The sequence below is a fragment of the Paenibacillus sp. IHB B 3415 genome (assembly GCF_000802655.2).
In the GTDB taxonomy this organism is placed as follows: domain Bacteria; phylum Bacillota; class Bacilli; order Paenibacillales; family Paenibacillaceae; genus Paenibacillus_AQ; species Paenibacillus_AQ phytohabitans.
In genome coordinates this window covers 37,929-55,333 of sequence record NZ_JUEI01000050.1, presented here as the reverse complement: position 1 = coordinate 55,333, position 17,405 = coordinate 37,929, and the positions used below count along the sequence as shown (strand labels likewise).

13 protein-coding genes and 1 riboswitch are annotated in these 17,405 nt (G+C 50.5%); of the genes, 3 read left to right on the top strand and 10 right to left on the bottom strand.

Going from position 1 to position 17,405, the window contains the following annotated elements; genetic code table 11:
• Positions 1-108: 108 nt before the first annotated feature.
• From thrS to QW71_RS21310, 4 genes are all read right to left on the bottom strand, one after another.
• The gene (gene thrS, locus QW71_RS21325; protein WP_039303338.1) at positions 109-2,046 is read right to left on the bottom strand and encodes a threonine--tRNA ligase; all 1,938 of its coding nucleotides are present in this window, start codon (positions 2,044-2,046) and stop codon (positions 109-111) included.
• A gap of 243 nt (positions 2,047-2,289) precedes the next feature.
• Entirely contained in the window at positions 2,290-2,658 is a 369-nt protein-coding gene (locus QW71_RS21320; RefSeq protein WP_039303334.1) for a hypothetical protein, read from the bottom strand.
• Positions 2,659-2,742: 84 nt separating this feature from the next.
• Complete coding sequence (locus tag QW71_RS39115; protein ID WP_039303331.1) at positions 2,743-2,916, bottom strand: toxin-antitoxin system HicB family antitoxin; 174 nt, start codon at positions 2,914-2,916, stop codon at positions 2,743-2,745.
• Positions 2,917-2,928: 12 nt separating this feature from the next.
• Complete coding sequence (locus tag QW71_RS21310; protein ID WP_039303327.1) at positions 2,929-3,771, bottom strand: SPFH domain-containing protein; 843 nt, start codon at positions 3,769-3,771, stop codon at positions 2,929-2,931.
• Between the two features lie 185 nt (positions 3,772-3,956).
• Between QW71_RS21310 and QW71_RS21305 the strand changes: the two genes are divergently transcribed.
• Complete coding sequence (locus QW71_RS21305) at positions 3,957-4,139, top strand: hypothetical protein (RefSeq protein ID WP_039303325.1); 183 nt, start codon at positions 3,957-3,959, stop codon at positions 4,137-4,139.
• Between the two features lie 121 nt (positions 4,140-4,260).
• Here QW71_RS21305 and QW71_RS21300 read toward each other — a convergent pair whose 3' ends face one another.
• Complete coding sequence (locus QW71_RS21300; protein WP_039303322.1) at positions 4,261-8,664, bottom strand: bifunctional 2',3'-cyclic-nucleotide 2'-phosphodiesterase/3'-nucleotidase; 4,404 nt, start codon at positions 8,662-8,664, stop codon at positions 4,261-4,263.
• Positions 8,665-8,822: 158 nt separating this feature from the next.
• On the opposite strand from QW71_RS21300, the gene QW71_RS21295 reads away from it, so the two are divergent.
• A complete protein-coding gene (locus QW71_RS21295; RefSeq protein WP_083442653.1) occupies positions 8,823-9,149 on the top strand; it encodes a hypothetical protein in 327 nt (108 codons plus the stop codon).
• 729 nt (positions 9,150-9,878) lie between these two features.
• Here the strand turns inward: QW71_RS21295 and mqnC are convergent.
• The 3 genes from mqnC to metA form a co-directional block, all read right to left on the bottom strand.
• The gene (mqnC, locus tag QW71_RS21290) at positions 9,879-11,015 is read right to left on the bottom strand and encodes a cyclic dehypoxanthinyl futalosine synthase (protein WP_039303318.1); all 1,137 of its coding nucleotides are present in this window, start codon (positions 11,013-11,015) and stop codon (positions 9,879-9,881) included.
• A 196-nt stretch (positions 11,016-11,211) separates the two neighbouring features.
• On the bottom strand, positions 11,212-12,378 hold the full coding sequence (locus QW71_RS21285; protein WP_039303315.1) for an aminotransferase class I/II-fold pyridoxal phosphate-dependent enzyme: 1,167 nt from the start codon (positions 12,376-12,378) through the stop codon (positions 11,212-11,214).
• Between the two features lie 125 nt (positions 12,379-12,503).
• Entirely contained in the window at positions 12,504-13,421 is a 918-nt protein-coding gene (metA, locus tag QW71_RS21280; RefSeq protein ID WP_039303312.1) for a homoserine O-succinyltransferase, read from the bottom strand.
• Positions 13,422-13,540: 119 nt separating this feature from the next.
• Positions 13,541-13,672: riboswitch (SAM riboswitch) on the bottom strand.
• A 424-nt stretch (positions 13,673-14,096) separates the two neighbouring features.
• Between metA and corA the strand changes: the two genes are divergently transcribed.
• The gene (corA, locus tag QW71_RS21275; RefSeq protein ID WP_039303309.1) at positions 14,097-15,032 is read left to right on the top strand and encodes a magnesium/cobalt transporter CorA; all 936 of its coding nucleotides are present in this window, start codon (positions 14,097-14,099) and stop codon (positions 15,030-15,032) included.
• Positions 15,033-15,122: 90 nt separating this feature from the next.
• On the opposite strand, the gene QW71_RS21270 is transcribed toward corA, so the two are convergent.
• Both QW71_RS21270 and QW71_RS21265 read right to left on the bottom strand, forming a co-directional pair.
• The gene (locus QW71_RS21270; protein ID WP_039303306.1) at positions 15,123-16,064 is read right to left on the bottom strand and encodes a 1-phosphofructokinase family hexose kinase; all 942 of its coding nucleotides are present in this window, start codon (positions 16,062-16,064) and stop codon (positions 15,123-15,125) included.
• Between the two features lie 165 nt (positions 16,065-16,229).
• Positions 16,230-17,246, bottom strand: a complete 1,017-nt coding sequence (locus QW71_RS21265; RefSeq protein WP_039303302.1) for an HRDC domain-containing protein — start codon at positions 17,244-17,246, stop codon at positions 16,230-16,232.
• Positions 17,247-17,405: the final 159 nt, after the last annotated feature.

The following is a 17,405-nucleotide window of genomic DNA, read 5'->3' as shown; positions in this document are numbered from 1 at the left end:
CGTTTCACAAAATTTTATACCTGACACCGGATAATAGCGGTCCCACGCGGCTTATAACAGAGGTTATTTATTGGTAATTATACGTACTATTAACAGCTTGTGTATGCTTTAGATTACGCGTTCGGCAATTTCCTGTCCAAGCGAATCGATGACTTCCTGCAGCGGTTTGGCACCGATATCGCCTTCTCCGCGTTTGCGGATCGATACGCTGCCGGCATTCATTTCATTCTCGCCTACAACGAACATATATGGAAGTTTCTCCAGCTGTGCTTCACGGATTTTGTAACCCATTTTCTCATTGCGCAAGTCGACTTCGGCGCGGATGCCGCTACGCAGCAGCTTGGCAGCCACTTCCTTCGCATATTCATCAAAGGCCGAGGATACCGGAATAATCTTCACTTGCTGCGGAGACAGCCACAGCGGCAGTGAGCCGGCAAAGTTCTCCAGCAGGAACGCTACGAAACGTTCCATTGTTCCAAGAATCCCGCGGTGCAGAACAACCGGACGGTGCTTCTGTCCGTCATCGCCGACATATTCAAGCTCAAAGCGTTCAGGCAGCAGGAAGTCGATCTGTACAGTCGACAGTGTTTCTTCCTTGCCCAATACCGTTTTGATCTGAACATCCAGCTTCGGACCATAGAAGGCTGCTTCGCCTTCGGCTTCGTAGAACGGCAGGCCGGCTTCTTCGACAACCTCACGCAGCATGCGCTGTGCAGTCTCCCACATTTCATCATTGGCATAATACTTCTCTGTATCCTTAGGGTCCCGGTAAGAGAGGCGGAAACGGTAATCTTCTATGCCAAAGTCGCTGTATACCTGCTTGATCAGCTCAAGCACGCGGATGAACTCGCCTTTGATCTGGTCCAGACGGCAGAAGATATGGGAGTCATTCAGCGTCATCGAACGGACACGGTGCAGGCCTGTCAGGGCTCCCGACATTTCATAACGGTGCTGGATACCCAGCTCGGCAATACGGATCGGCAGATCGCGGTAGCTGTGCATCGAGCTCTTATAGATCATCATGTGATGCGGGCAGTTCATTGGACGGAGCACGAACTCCTCATTATCGATAGTCATCTTAGGGAACATGTCTTCCTGGTAGTGTTCCCAATGTCCAGAAGTCTTGTACAGCTCTACATTACCCAGTACAGGAGTGTAGACATGCTGGTAACCGAGGCTGGCTTCCAGATCAACAATATAGCGCTCCAGAATGCTGCGCAGCTTGGCTCCCTTAGGCAGCCAGATCGGCAGGCCTTGTCCAACCAGCTGGTTGAAGGTGAAGATTTCCAGTTCCTTGCCCAGCTTACGGTGATCGCGTTTCTTCGCTTCCTCCAGCAGGCGCAGATGCTCGTCAAGCTGGGCCTTCTTGATCCAGGCTGTTCCGTATACGCGCTGCAGCATCTTGTTCTTGCTGTCTCCGCGCCAGTAGGCACCGGCTACGTTCATCAGCTTGAACACTTTGATCTTCGCAGTGGACGGCAAATGGGGACCCCGGCAGAGGTCGAAGAATTCGCCCTGTTCATAGATTGTAATCACACTGTCTTCCGGCAGCGCCTGAATCAGCTCCAGCTTGTAAGGATCGGCCAGCTCACCGAATCTGTCCAGTGCTTCCTGACGGCTTACCTCATGGCGGACAATCGGCAGGTTCTCTGAAACGATGCGTTCCATTTCCTTCTCAATCTTCAGCAGATCCTCCGGATTAAGCGGATGCTCCAGATCCATATCATAATAGAAGCCGTCTTCAATTACCGGGCCTACTCCGAGCTTAACCTCCATAGTTCCGAACAGACGTCTTACCGCCTGGGCCATAAGGTGAGCTGTACTGTGACGCATCACTTCCAGGCCTTCCGGGGAATCCAGAGTAACGATTTCGACAAGATCGCCTTCCTGCAGCTGAGTGGACAGATCCACGACGATTCCGTTGATTTTACCTGCTGCGGCATTCTTGCGCAGGCCGCTGCTGATCGAGGCTGCTACATCATCAATGCTGCTGCCGCCCGGGTATTCCCGGACCGAACCGTCCGGAAGTTTGATATTTACTGACATTTTTCTTTCCTCCTAAAAGTTTGTTAGCATATACTTCCCTGATCCTCTTCGCACAAACTTACTCCGGGAGCATTGGCTTAGTTTTGCGGAACATCCGCTTCTTTGTTTCTTCTTTGCAGCAAAACTCACTTCGAAAAGCATAGGCTAAAGTTTGTTAGCATAGGTAGCTTCTGCACACAAAAAACACCCGTCCCGCAAAGGGACGAGTGATTGCACCCGTGGTTCCACCCAAATTCGATACCATTATACAAAAGCTGCTGCAGAGCAGCGGCATTGCAGAATAGAATCCTTCGTCAGCATGTAGATAACGGCCATGAACCGGCGGTTCTTACTATCCTGCTGTAATAATGTCCGCAGACGGACAAACCAGGAATTCATAACCGCAGCTACAAAGGGGTAAATCAAAAGCCGGTACCGGAGGAAATTGCAGCCTGAAGTTTCCTCTCTCTGAAGCGGTCCTGAACATCGATTCATATCTTTGTCGAAGCTGATAACGTGAATTACGGTAATTATAAATCTCAGCTTATCTTCCGTCAAGTGGAACCGGGTATCTTTGTCGAAGCTGATAACGTGAATTACGGTAATTATAAATCTCAGCTTATCTTCCGTCAAGTGGAACCGGCTGTGCCTCCTCCCAAGGACGGCACAGCCGGTTAGCAAGTCATACAAGTCTGAAGCGCCGCCGCCCCAGGCTGTTCATTCTTCTTCCCGGCGTTTCTTACCCGGCAAGCGGCCTGCGCGCTTCAAAGACTCACGCAGCAAGTATTCGATATGTCCGTTTACGCTGCGAAATTCTTCTCCCGCCCAACGTTCCAGCGCTTCGTGCAGTTCAGGATCGATCCGCAGCGGAAAGCTTTTTTTGGCCGCCATAATATTACCGCCTTAGTACAACGAGCCGGCGTTAATGACCGGGCTCGCACCGCGCTCCGACACAATCGCCACCATCAGATTGTTGATCATCGCCGCTTTGCGTTCTTCGTCCAGTTCAACTACACCGCTCTCTTTGAGTTGGCGGATCGCCAGATCCACCATGCCGACAGCACCTTCTACGATGATCTGGCGTGCAGACAGAATGGCCGAAGCCTGCTGGCGCTGCAGCATCGTACTGGCAATCTCTGTGGAATAGGCCAGATGGGTCAGGCGCGCTTCGATCACTTCTACACCGGATAAGGACAGACGCTCCTGCAGCTCCACCGCCAGTTCTTTGGCAATCTCATCGGCATTGGCCCGCAGGGACATGCCGGTCTCGTTGAAGTTATCGTAGGGGTATTTGCTCGCCACATGACGCAGCGCCGTTTCACTCTGGATTTCCACAAACGCCATATACTTATCTACATCAAACAGCGCTTTGGCCGAATTAATGACCTTGAATACAATCACCGCAGCAATCTCAATCGGATTACCTTCCACATCATTGACCTTCAGCTTCACGCTGTTGAAGTTGCGGACCCGCAGCGATACGGTCTTGCGGATGCTGAACGGAATTACAGCGAACAACCCGCTTGTTGCAATCGTACCGACATATTGGCCAAAGAAGGTCACGACCACTGACTTGTTCGGCTGAACTACGGTAATACTCGTACATAGAATACCGGCTGCAATAAACAGGATGACAGGCAATGCCACGTATTCCTGAACGGCACCGTAAATTCCGCCCCCGATACAAATGGCAATTAGAGCTACAACCCAGAATCCGCTGACAGGATGCAATGTTTTCTCTTTCATAAAGATGCCTCCATTAGATATGTATTTGATATAATTATGATATCACTTTTGGATACAACTGTAAACCGATATTGTAAAAAAGTCACTGCCTCTTTACCGTTTTTCTTTTATAATTTGTCTGACATTACGAACGTTACGAAGCATCAGAATGGACCAAATCACAATGAACAAAGGATGTGTAACTCATGAGTGTTAAGGATCAAGTACTGGAAATCATTAAAGCTTCAGCAGCTCCTGTAACTGCAGGTGAAGTTGAGAAGCTGTCGGGACTGGAACGCAAAGCGGTCGACAAGGCCTTCACCGAGCTCAAAAAAGAAAATGCGATTGTCTCCCCCATCCGCTGTAAATGGGAAGCTGCAGTGAAATAACGAGACGTCTATGGTCTGGGCTGGACAAGCCCGAGCATCCTCGTAAACGGAAAGGCCCGCGCACAATGTGCACGGGCCTTTTGCGGGCCTTTTGCCTGATTCAATTGTATTCATATAGAAATCAGGAAGCTTTGTTCTCCAGCATCCGGTAGATGATGACGGCCGCCTGGGCGCGGTTCGCGATACTTTTCGGCGCGAATTTCTGGGCATCCACACCGTTGACAATCCCCAGCTGGGTCAGCTGTGCTACAGGCTGCTGCGCATAGGCTGCAATCTTGGCCTTGTCAGCAAACTTATTCAGAGCAGCAGGATCAACCGGCTGCAGCTGATCCTTGAGGGCATTAGCGATCATAATCGCCATTTCCTCACGGGTGATCTCGCGGCCCGGTTCGAATTTACCGTTGCCTGAACCTCTCACCAAACCAGCGTTTACGGCAGCAGCGATCGTATCTGTATACCAGACACCTTGTTTCACATCGCTGAAAGTAGTTGCTGATGCAGTATTGCTCAAGTTAAGCGAACGAACGAGCATAGTTACGAATTCAGCACGGGTTACACTCTTCACGGGTGCGAAGTTCGTGCCGTCGATGCCTTTTACAATACCTTTAGCCGCTAGTGCATTAATAGCTTCTGCTGCCCACGCGACCTTACCCAAATCCTTGAATGCAGTAACAGGAACGGCCGGGCTCTGCGTTGGAGCTGTGGTTGCAGCCGGAGCCGGAGTAGCTGATGCTGCCGGACTAGGTGTGGCTGAAGGTGTAGCAGCCGGCTTAGGTGTTGCTGTTGCAGCCGGTCCCGGGTTCGGGTTCGGGTTGCCTGTTCCCGGATCTTTCTCAACATTGTTAATCCGTCCTTCAACAGCAGCGGTGATAGCTCCGCCATTGAATTTCTTCACAATATAATCATAGAATACATCCAGATCGATTGGTCCGGCCAGCGATTTACTTGCTTGGGTCAATACCTTATAGTTGTCTCCGCCTGCAGCCATGAAGTTATTGACGACAGCTGTGTAGCTCTTGGACATTTCAATCGGTGTTCCATCACTTTTGGTCAGGTTGGCTACACGGCTGGCAACCGGCAGATACATATTGGCCGTATATTTCAGGCCGGAAATTTGCAGCGTCTTGATGTCTGCTGTTCCATCAGCCTTAACTGCCCATTGCTGCTGCAGCAAGGTTTTGATCTGTTCACCGGTAAGCGTCAGCTTTACCAGCGTATTGCCGAAGGGCTGGATTTTGGCCAGATCACCGAAGAGAACATTCCCCTTAGGAAGATCGGCACGGATACCGCCCGGATTCATAAATGCAAAGTCAGCAGGACCAGCGGCGCCGTCTTTAAAATCAGCCTGACGCATAGCATCCGCAATCAGGTTGCCCAGGGGAGCTTCCTTCAGATATACATCTGTACGGGTAACGGTTCCATCTGTAGTTCCTACAGGCTTAGCCAGCTCAGGATGCAGAGCCAGATAATGATCTACCAGTGCTTTGGTTTCAGCATCCGGCGTAACATTCTCCTGGAAAGTAGTAATTACTTCAGCAGATTTGCTCTTAACCTCTCCGGTCTCCGGATCGATAGCCAGGCGGATGTCTTCATAGGCAGTACCGTAAGAGTAGGCCTGAACAACCAGTTTGCCGTTCACCATATCATTAGCGTAGGCATGATTGTCACCAGCCACAATAACATCCACCGGAGAATTAGCCGGTAGTGCATTCGCCAAGTCTACAGCTTCACCTGTGGATACATTTTTCTTCGTTGCAGCATCAACCTTAGTAGTTGCCGGATCGTGGGCAAGCACGACGATCGTGTTGACACCTTTACCTTTGAGCTCTGCAGCATACTTTTCGATGGCAGCTACTTCTTCCTCAGCACTCAGGAATTTCACACCGGCTGTACCGGCAGGGGATACCTTACTTGGTGTTGCCTTGGTTACTACGCCGATAAACCCGATTTTTACACCGCCGATTTCTTTAATCGTGTATGGCTTGATTAGCGGCTCTCCAGTCTTCATGTCGATCGCATTGGCATTAATGTAATCGAAATTCACAGGTGCATGGATAATGCTCGGGTTCACCGGGTCCGCACCGCCGAAAATTTGTGCCTTCAACGCTTCAACACCCTGGTCGAATTCGTGGTTCCCCAAGGTTCCCACATCGAACTTCATCATGTTCATCCATTCAAGGGTCGGCTTGTCACGCTCCATGGAGGATACCGGAGCAGAGGCACCGACAGAGTCCCCGTTGTGGACTAGCAGGGTGTTATCGTATTTTGCACGGGCATTCTTCAGGTAGGTTGCCAGAATCGCCGCAGTTCCTACAGGCTTGCTCTCCGTACCGACCGTAACAAAAGAAGTTGTATCCAATTGTCCGTGGAGGTCGTTGATGCCGAGCAGATGGACTTTGACGCTTCCGCTAAGGTCGAGATTGTAAATCTCGTCGCCGCGGAGATTCTGGGTTCCGGTATCGGTAATATTATCATGTTTAGGAAGTGCATTCTTAGCCTTCGGTGAAGAAGTAAAGGTAACCTTAACATCGCCTTTGATCGGAGCGATCGACCAGTTATTATCGGCCGGCTGGTTAACGTTTCCTGCTTCCTTAATGTAATCCATCAGAATCTGACGATTCTCTTCCAGTGTATCCAGCACCATCGTAAGACCGGCAGCGCCTGTTTTGACACCCGGGAAATTCCCGCCGCCGCTTGCCCGGTAATTGTTAGTCACTACGATGAAGTTCTGATTCATATCCAGCGGCTTGTCATCATAGGTAATGGAGGTAACCCGCTCGGAAGTGGGGTCATTCACCGTACCGTCCGGCTTGTATCTTGCATTTTTGGTGACATCAATCGTGTATTTAATTCCGTCGATAACATCGAAATTAAATACGGAGAATCCCGAGTTCAGCAGCGGCTGCTCCGTAGTCACTGCAGGATCAATACGGTTATAGGCACCTGCGCTCATTTCAACCCATTCTTTTACAGTCTCTCCCTTGACCATAATAGCCTTAAGCGTGTTGTCATAGAGATACAGGTCGCTTGCGCTGCGGATGGTCAGATCTCCCGCTTCGATTTCTGTATACTCATCCGGGTTATTGCGTCCGGCCTTGAAGGGTGCGCCAACACTCAGGATAGGCATTCCCTGGTATTCTGCCAGGTTAGGATCACTGTTGATCAGCTTCTCGACATAGTGTTTCTGGGCATAGGTTACGATCTGAACGGTCGGGTCATCCTGCACCATAGCGAAAAAGCTGTTCATAGGTACATCCGTACGTCCAAGGGGTTGATTGACATAAGCAATCGTAGCCTGGTGATCAGCGGCAACCACTGCATCCAGCTCAGCATCCGGCTCTACGTTTGCAATATTAACCTTGTTCTCCGTTCTGTAGATCGAACGGGTGGAGGAAACCGAAGCGCTCTTGTCCACCATAAAGTGTCCGCTCCGCTGTGGGTCCGGAACGATTGCCAGGTCGATGAGACCCAAATTGGCGCCGCCGAATCCCGCCTGAACGGCTGGAACATTGTTGATCTGGCCTTTGGCATTATCGATGCCGGGCAGCACTGCTTTACCCGTAGAATCCTTGAAGGATGCGTCCAGCGCTTCCACAGTCGCAGCCGGGAATACCTTATGGGTATGCGAGAACGTAATGGCATCAATCCCCGGCACGAGGCTTAGTGCTTTGATGTCATTTTCAGATTTGGTTCCGGGTACTGCATTATTATCATATCCGGTATGCGCCATCGCAACGATAATATCCGCACCGTCTTCCTTCATCTGCGGAATGAATTTAGCGGCCGTTTCAGCGATGTCCTTAGTAATGACCTTACCTTCCAGGTTGACTTTGTCCCAATCCATAATCTGCGGAGTAACGAGACCAATCAGGCCGACCTTAACATGTTGTGTAGCTCCGTTGCTGTCGGTAACTGCCTTGTCGATTATTTTATAAGGAGTGAAATAGTTCGGGTTATTGGAATCATCTTCGTCCCCGTCTACGGCATACACATTCGCATTAATAAAAGGAATGTCTGTATACTCATATGTGGCAGAAGTGGCAGAAGTAATGCTCTCCAGATAAGGAAGTCCATAGTTGAATTCGTGGTTACCGAGTGTCGCAGCATCATAGTTCATGGTATTCAAAGCTGCAATCATCGGATTGATCTGCTTAGTCTTGCCGTCTCCATCAACTTGCTTCGAAGCGTACGTTCCCAGCGGTGTACCCTGAATCAAATCTCCGTTGTCGAGCAAAAGGTTGTTAACACCCTTCTCCTCGGCTCTAGCCTGCTTCACCAGCGTAGCCGTCCGGTCCAGTCCAACCGTCAGAGACGGTTGGTTCTTAAAGTAATCCCAGCCCATCACATTGGTATGCACATCTGTAGTACTCATCAGCCGCAGGTTGATTGCGCCTGACGCAGGTTCAGCTGCTGCCTTCCCGGCTCCCAGTACTGAACCGGCAACGACTCCGCCCAGCACCTGCGCTGTAATCACAGCGGTAGCCAGTATTGAAGCGATAGGCTTATTCCAACGTTTTTGTACCATAGAATCTTATACCCTCCCAGTTAATCTCTTTAAATTGACCGTCAAAGCGTAACATATCAACTTATTCCTATCTATCAAACTGGGTTAACTAGAATTGCGAATTGTGTAAAATGTAAAAAGAATATGTTGCATTCATATTTGTAAAAGGAGGATTAACTATGGACGAGGGAAAGAACACACATGAAGAATTATTCTGGGTCAAAGACGAGAACCGGAACACAAACCGGAAAGAGATCCGCTGGTTTGAAGAAATGCTCACCTTTGATACTTTACGGGAAGCAGAAGAATGGGTTATGAGTGATGCCTATAATAAAATTGGCGGAGATCAGTTTGACGGCTATTGGACTGCTGATCCTAAACTGGCGTTTGCGCTGGTCTATAACCTGACACGACTGAAGACTCTGGGCCACGCTTCCTTTAATGATATCTATGCTGATGAAGAGAACCGGGAAGGTCAAACTATATTTAAGGTTTGGGTGAGTTGATGGGGGCTGGTGCCACTACCGGAAAAGCTGAGCGAAGGCAAGTGCGTAGGTAAACGAGTATAATGTATGCGAAAATTCGAATACAATTGACTCGCACGTAGCTGAATGAGCTCAATGTACCCGAAAATCCGAATACAATTGGCTTCCATGTAGCTCAATGAGCCTAATGTATGCGAAATTTCGAATACAATTGACTCGCACGTAGCTGAATGAGCTCAATGTATGCGAAAATTCGAATACAATTGGCTTCCACGTAGCTCAATGAGCCTAATGTATGCGAAATTTCGAATACCATTGACTCACACGTAGCTGATGCTAACGGTGCCGGTGGAATAGATGGAATAAAGACATTTCATTTAGCTTGTTAGCTGAATTTTTGAACAGGAAGTGGAAAAAGCACATCTAATTGGTCCTGTTATACCTCCGAACGATAAATTGTTGATGAATAAGTGTTGTTTATCCAACTGCTCTAAAAATGCAGCTTGCTGAAACAGGATATAAAATTAATAACTGTGATCATTAGTAGCTAAACCGGAATGAGGAAAGTGAAGCTTATTGGATCAACTCTCTCGGGCAAGATAAACAGCCCTCTTACACACCTAATATGTGTAGAAGGGCTATCTTTCGCTTTTACTAAATCTCAAACGCTAATATAGAGTTCATAGTGGCTATGTTGATGAAATTTGGAAGGATTGATATTGAACAAGCGTTAAAACCTATAGCCACGCTCTAGTTCTGCATGATAAAGTCATTGTCGATCTTGGCGTTCGCATCCTCGAACGTCCGCAGGATGTCATAGCGCGTGTTGCGCTGCGCGGGGATCTTGCCTGCTTCGCGGATGAGCTGGGTAATGGACTCGATGTTGACCTTGTAGGTCGCGCCCGCCGAGGAAACTACGTTCTCCTCGATCATCGTGCTGCCGAAGTCATTACAGCCGTATTGCAGGGAAAGCTTACCGACCTCAGGGCCCATCGTGACCCAGGAGGACTGGAAGTTCTTGATATTATCCAGCACCAGACGGCTGATCGCCACGGTCTTGAGGTATTCTTCCGGTGTCTGCCGGTCCAGCTTGAGGTTCGTATTATCCGGCTGGAAGGTCCAGGAGATGAAGGCCAGGAATCCTTCGGAGTCATATTTGTTCGCTATGCACTCGTCCTGGGCTTCACGGACACGCAGCAGATGCAGCGCCCGCTCTTCCATACTCTCGCCCAGACCGATCACCATCGTGGCTGTTGTGTTCATGCCGATCCGGTGCGCGGTCTGCATGACATCCATCCACTCGCGCCAGGAGCCTTTGAGCCGGCTGATCTTGCGGCGCGTGCGGTCATCGAGAATCTCCGCTCCCCCGCCGGGCAGGGAATCCAGACCTGCGGCATGAATCTCACGCATGACCTGCTCCAGCGGCAGTCCGGATACTTCGACCATCTTCATGATCTCTGCCGGTGAGAAGGAATGCATGGTGATCTCCGGGAACCGCTGCTTAATTCCGCGCAGGATATCCGTGTAATAGCTGAACGGCAGATTCGGGTTCGTTCCGCCCTGCATCAGAATCTCGGTCCCGTTCACGCTGATCGTCTCTGCTATCTTCTGATAGATGGTTTCATCGGGAAGCACATAACCTTCCTCCGAACCCGGTCTGCGGTAGAAGGCGCAGAAGCGGCAATAGACATCACATACATTGGTGTAGTTAATATTACGGCCGATTACGAATGTAGCCAGCGGGTCCGGGTGCCAGCGCTTCATAATATTATCCGCAGCCGCGCCCATTTTCTCAATTTCATTGCTTTCGAACAACGTGATTGTGTCTTCTAATTGAAGACGTTCACCTTTAAGTGTCTTATCCAGAATAAGATCAATTGCACTCAACGTTCGCAGCCTCCTCTTAATCCTATGAAGTATAGTAGATGAATTTAATTTAAAAAATAAACAAACTCGTTCCCCCATCGTATCACAATCGGATGAGCTTGAAAAATCTTTCGCCAAATAAAACAGCAGCACCAACGGGGTGCTGCTGTTCAATGTATACAGTGATTCTATCTGGCTGCTAAGGTCCAGAGATGCCCTATTCCAGTTCGGTGCGCGCAGCTTCCAATGCCTGCGTAAGATCAGCGATCAGATCGTCCACATGCTCGATGCCGACCGAGAAACGCAGCAGCCGGTCATCTACGCCAACCGCATCCCGGATTTCCGCCGGAATATCGGCGTGAGTCTGTACAGCCGGATAGGTCATGAGCGATTCCACACCGCCAAGACTCTCAGCGAAAGCAATCAGTCGGATATGGCGGAGCAGCGGCTCCACGTATCTGGCATCCTTCACCTTGAACGAGAAAATCCCGGTGTTGCCGGAGGACTGGCGCTTCTGGATTTCGTATCCCAGATGATCCGGCAGACCCGGATGGAAGACTTCGGCAATGGCCGGATGCTCCAGCAGATACCGGGCAATGGCCAGCGCGTTGCTCTCATGCCGCTCCATGCGCAGGGCAAGTGTCTTCATCCCCTTCATCAGCTGGTAGCTGTCGTTTGGTGCAAGGACAGCGCCCAGTGAATTATGCAGAATCGCCATTTCTGCGGACAATTCAGCGCCTTTGGTTACAATAAGTCCGGCAAGGACATCGTTATGTCCGCCCAGATATTTGGTCGCACTGTGAACGATGATATCTGCTCCAAGCTCAATAGGGCGCTGGAAGAACGGGGTCAGCAGCGTATTGTCGACAATCGTAAGCAGCCCGTGGTGGCGGGCCCATGTACATACCGCTTCGATATCCGTAATCATCATCAGCGGATTGGTTGGTGTCTCAATGAATACACCTTTGGTGCCCGGCTGGCGCGCAGCTTCCAGAGCATCCAGATCATTCGTATCCACATAGGAGGCGCTGATGCCGTATTTGGACAGAATCCGTTCCAGCAGACGATAGGTTCCGCCGTACAGGTCGAGCGAGACAACGAGATGATCACCTTGTCCAAATAAAGCAAACACAGTAGTCAGTGCGGCCATACCCGAGGCGCAGGCGAAGCCGGCATCGCCGGATTCCAGTACCGCTGCCGCATCTTCGAGCACAGAGCGGGTAGGATTTTTGGTGCGGATATAATCAAAGCCCGTGCTCTGTCCGAGTCTCGGGTGACGGAATGCCGTCGCGCTGTACACCGGATAATTAATCGCCCCTGTCGCGGGGTCCTCCATCGAACCAATCTGTGCCAGTCTGCTCTCAATTTTCAGTTTCTCGTCCATTTTCATTGCCTCCTAAAAGTTTGTTATAGCATTTGCTTCCCTGAATTTCTTCGTACAAACTGGCTTCGGAAGCATAGGCTATGTGTTGTACGTATAACCATTGCTTCTATATACAAATACAACTTTTAAATAAACGCTCCGATATCGTAGGGTGTCTCCTGGTATACATAGTAATTGAGCCAATTAGCGAATAATAAGTTGGCATGGGCGCGCCAGACGGCCGGCGGTGTACGGGTGGGATCATCTTTTGGATAATAGTGCTTCGGAATCTCTATATCCATGCCCTTGGCGATATCGCGGTCATACTCCCATTTCAGGGAGAACGGATCATATTCTGAATGTCCGGTTACAAAAATCTGCTTGCCGTCATGCGTAGAAACCAGGTACACGCCGGCCTCCTCTGATTCCGCCAGAATCTGCAGATCCGGATTATTCTCTATATCTTCACGGGAGACGTCGGTGTGACGGGAATGCGGCACATGGAATACTTCGTCGAAGCCCCGCAGCAGTTTCACATTATTATGGCTCAGCGTATGCGGAAACACTCCAAAGCATTTATCCGGCAGACTCACCTTACGCACGCCGAAGTGGTGGTACAGTCCTGCCTGCGCAGCCCAACAGATATGCATGGTCGAGGTTACGTTCTGCTTGCTCCACTCAAAAATCACTTTCAGCTCTTCCCAGTAGTTGACATCCTCGAACTCCATTTGTTCCACCGGAGCACCGGTGATGATCAAGCCGTCAAAGCGGCGGTCACTGATTTCATCAAAGGTTTTGTAAAAGCTCTTTAAGTGCTCTGCCGAAGTATTCTTCGAGGTATGGGAGCTGGGATGCAGCAGAACAACGTCCACCTGAAGCGGTGAGTTCCCGATAAGGCGCAGCAGCTGCGTTTCCGTGGTTTCTTTGGTCGGCATCAGATTCAGGATGGCGATCCGCAAAGGACGGATATCCTGATGAAAGGCATGGCTTTCATCCATTACAAAAATATTCTCACCGGATAATACTTCTTTGGCCGGAAGACTGTCGGGAATTTTAATAGGCATTGCTGTTTCCACTCCTTAACTGAAATTAGGTTCCGCTTGGCGGTTAAATCTGATGTAAAACAACGAAAAAAGACCTTTCTCGGGCGAGAAAGGTCATATATCTGCAGTCATATGCGCCTCTCTCATCTGCCAGAGAACTTCCGCCGGACGAATAACGTCCTGCAAAGCTTCCGCAAGAATTAGCACCGTGCGTTCACACGCCGGTTGCCGGGTTTCATCGGGCTAGTCCCTCCACCTGCTCTTGATAAGATTTAGCTGTATTCAGTTGGGGTTATTCCAAAGCATCCGCGGATACTTTTCTTAAAATTCACTTTAAATCATGAACCTCCTTTTCGTCAAGTCCATACAATGCTTAAGGGGCCTGGAGAATGAAAAGAATTTCTCTTGAAAGAGCCATACCCCGGCGTTATACTAGACAAGTGTTTCAACCATAAACGGCGAAAAGAAGAGGTGAGAGAAGAATGGAAGGCGACCCGGGCTCGCGAATAAGCGTGCAGAAAGAACAACCACACAGGATTAACATCAGCTTGCCGGCGGCGGGGGCAGTTCTTCTTCATGCTCTCGGACCGTCTTTTGGCCTTCATCCATGATTGTACCACCGGCCAAGCTGATTTTTTCTCTGTGCTTTAATTAGCATATCCCTGGAGAAGACCAGGGACAGAAGGAGTGAATCAGATGAAAATCCGGCTGGTGAACGCAGGGGTTTTTACGACTATTGACAATATTGAGGATACACTTACCGCACCCGCTGAGGGTTTCTACTGGATTGATGCAGATGCCCAGGATCTCGTTGAGCTTCAGCCTTTGTACAATCTGCATGATCTGGCTGTCGAGGACTGTCTCAGTGAAGAGGATCAGCGCCCGAAGCTGGAGATCTATGAGAGCCATTATTTTATCGTAGTCAACAGCATCCGGTTTGATGACGAGGAAATCTTCCTCCGCGCGCTCAACGTATTCCTGGGCAGACATTTCATCATCACCGTTACGAAGCAGAAGATCCATGAGCTGCGCGTCCTGAAGCCCATTCTGTGGGAGCAGGAGGTCAGTGAGCCGGACCGCTTCCTGTACCTGTTAATCGACCTTGTGGTCGACAACTTCTTCTCGGTCGGTGACCGGATTGAAGCGCGGATTGAGAAGCTGGAGGAGGATATCCTCATGCACACCAAGAAATCGCATCTCAGCGAGATCATCGGTCTGCGCAGTGAAATTCTCTGGCTGAAGAAGATGCTGGGCCCGCAGAAGGAAGTTATCAACACGCTCAACAAAAAAGACCTCCGCCTGATCGACGATCAGCTGCAGAAGTATTTCAGCGATATTTATGAAAATGCGGTCAAGATCTCTGAAACCTTTGAAACGTACCGCGATCTCATGGGCAACTTACGTGAAGCTTATCAGTCCAGTATTGCTAACCGCGCCAATGAAATCATGAGAGTATTTACGGCAATTACTACAATATTCATGCCGCTGACCGTTATTACCGGAATCTACGGTATGAACTTTGACAATATTCCCGAGACCCATTCCCAGTATGGCTATTATGGAGTCATCGCCGTCATGGTGACGCTCGGCTGCGGAATGCTGGTGATCTTCCGCAAGAAGGATTGGCTATGAAACTAAACGGACGAATACGCAGGACGAAGGCACCGGATACCTCTGGGTATAGGGAAGCCTTCGTCTTTTTGGTATATGGCGGCCACAAAACTACATGTGTCCGGCTGCGCCGGTATCCATGCCGGCAAACAACCGCTCCGTATCCTCGCGCTTGCAGAGCTGACGCTCCGGATTCATGACAGCTGCAGCTCCGGAGGCGATGCCGAACTGAACGGCTCTGCGCAGCGGCCAGCCCCGTTCCAGACTGTACACGAGCCCCGCAACCAGACTGTCGCCAGCGCCTACTACACTGAGTACAGGAACTTCAGGTGCGTGCAGATGCTCGCTGCCTTCTCTGGTAATCAGCAGTGCACCGTCCCCGCCCAGTGAGACTACTACTACTTCCGTCCGGCCTTCTTCAATCAGCTGAAGTGCGGCTGCCTTCACTTCCTCATCACCGGTTATCGTATGCCCTACCAATTCTTCAAGCTCACGTGCGTTCGGCTTCAGCAGATATACGCCGGCGTCAGCCGCAAGCTGCAGTGCTTCGCCGGAAGTATCGATGATAACCCTGGCCTTCCAGGGCTTCGCAGCTTCAATGACACGCGCATAGAAATCAGCGGGACAGCCCGGGGGCAGACTGCCGCTGGCTACAAGATAAGCAGGTTTATCCGGCAGCGCCGTTAATTGCTCAAGGCACTCCTTCCAGTCGCCTTCGATGAACCGCGGGCCCGGCATGTCGAACCGGAACTGCTGGCCGGTGGATTCCTCCACGACAATCAGATTCTCCCGGGTCTGCCCGCTGATCGGAATCTCCTGATGCCTTACGCCCTCCTGTTCCAGCATATGGTGCAGCAGCTGACCATGAAGTCCGCCTGAGGCATAGAGTGCAAGGGAATCCCCGCCCAGTCTGTGAATCGCCCGTGACACATTCACACCGCCGCCCCCCGGTTTGTACGAGGCTTCACGGCAGCGCAGCTTATGATCGGGAACAACCTTACTTATACCCGTACTGGCATCGACGCTAGGATTAACCGTCAACGTTACTATCATATGTCCCACTCCTTTTTAACTGCATACAGGTATAGTACCGCTAATCGCCCCTTTCTCCTAATAATTTGCAGACACTGCCGGCCGCAGATAAAACCCTGCAGCGCGCTTCCTCACGGGAAGGGGGGAAGCGCGATACAGGGTAAGCTCCGGGAAGTAGGCTACTTTCTACAGGTTCGTCGCCAGCCCCAGACCGGCCGGCTGCTCCCGGCGGAAGCGGATACGGATCAGCCGCAGGCGCTCATAGTACATATCGAGGCCTTCTGCGGGGGAGAAATCCTCGCCATAGGCCTTATAGAGGACGGGCTTCAGGAAGGTATCACCGATCAGCTCATAGGCTGTCCATATATTGTTCTGTTCCTGGGGAGTAACTTCACTGAGCTCAAGTGCAATGAGCTTCTCGACGGAATAACCGTCCTTCTCCAGTTCCTCCACAGCTTCAAGAACTTCACGGCGGGAGACCCCGCTGAGCCCCTTGAGCTGCTCCATTCCCTGCCCTTCTTCAATCCCCTGAAGCAGTACACGCCGCAGTCTCAGCCGCTCCAGCTGCTTCTTGTATTTCAACTCCTTCTGTTTGTACAGCCAGGAAACAAAGCTCTCTTCGTCGATCGAATCACTTACCCAGCCCAGCGGATATTGATGCTCACGCTGCACACCGGAGGTAATACTGAGCCAGTCGGCGCCATATTGCGAGGCTTTACCTTCACCTACGCCGGGAATCTGCAGCAGCTCTTCCGCCGTATGGGGCAGAAATGCACTGATCATCCGCAGCAGACGGTTGCTGGCCAGGATGTAAGGTGCCTTGCGTTCGCTGGAAGCCTTCCCCCTGCGCCAGGAGCACAGCTCCTCATATACCGTTTCATTGGCGTACTGCTCACTGTAATACTGCAGCTTAAGCTGCTCCTGACCTCTGCTGTTAAGATGCTCATCTTCATGAAATACACCATCAATCAGGGGGCGGTAACCGTCTCCCATCTTCATTGCAAGCTCATGCCGGTACACACACAGCATTTCATTCCATGAACCGCCTTCATACCATAAGCTGTCACCCATTTCCTGTTCTCCTGAGAAGTCGCGCCAGCCCAGGCGCCACACCCCCTCCTCCTCTCCAATCCACAACTGGGCAAATACCTCCTGATCCACACCTGACATTCTGGACAAACGGTTCATAAATACGATCTGCATATGAATCCCTACCTTCATCGTCTTACAGTATGCATGAGCTTTGTGCGGACCGGATTACCTGCCCCCGCCGATACCGTTTCAGCGGGAAAGATAAGGAACATTTATTGCGCGGAGCCTATAAATTCTTATCTTTGCACAAAAAAAAGCACCTCTCCCACG

Bases quoted from the DNA above. Each gene is read 5' to 3' on its own strand.
- thrS (WP_039303338.1), bottom strand. From the start codon at position 2,046: ATGTCAGTAAATATCAAACTTCCGGACGGTTCGGTCCGGGAATACCCG.
- QW71_RS39115 (WP_039303331.1), bottom strand. From the start codon at position 2,916: ATGGCGGCCAAAAAAAGCTTTCCGCTGCGGATCGATCCTGAACTGCAC.
- QW71_RS21310 (WP_039303327.1), bottom strand. From the start codon at position 3,771: ATGAAAGAGAAAACATTGCATCCTGTCAGCGGATTCTGGGTTGTAGCT.
- QW71_RS21305 (WP_039303325.1), top strand. From the start codon at position 3,957: ATGAGTGTTAAGGATCAAGTACTGGAAATCATTAAAGCTTCAGCAGCT.
- QW71_RS21300 (WP_039303322.1), bottom strand. From the start codon at position 8,664: ATGGTACAAAAACGTTGGAATAAGCCTATCGCTTCAATACTGGCTACC.
- QW71_RS21295 (WP_083442653.1), top strand. From the start codon at position 8,823: ATGGACGAGGGAAAGAACACACATGAAGAATTATTCTGGGTCAAAGAC.
- QW71_RS21285 (WP_039303315.1), bottom strand. From the start codon at position 12,378: ATGGACGAGAAACTGAAAATTGAGAGCAGACTGGCACAGATTGGTTCG.
- metA (WP_039303312.1), bottom strand. From the start codon at position 13,421: ATGCCTATTAAAATTCCCGACAGTCTTCCGGCCAAAGAAGTATTATCC.
- corA (WP_039303309.1), top strand. From the start codon at position 14,097: ATGAAAATCCGGCTGGTGAACGCAGGGGTTTTTACGACTATTGACAAT.
- QW71_RS21270 (WP_039303306.1), bottom strand. From the start codon at position 16,064: ATGATAGTAACGTTGACGGTTAATCCTAGCGTCGATGCCAGTACGGGT.
- QW71_RS21265 (WP_039303302.1), bottom strand. From the start codon at position 17,246: ATGCAGATCGTATTTATGAACCGTTTGTCCAGAATGTCAGGTGTGGAT.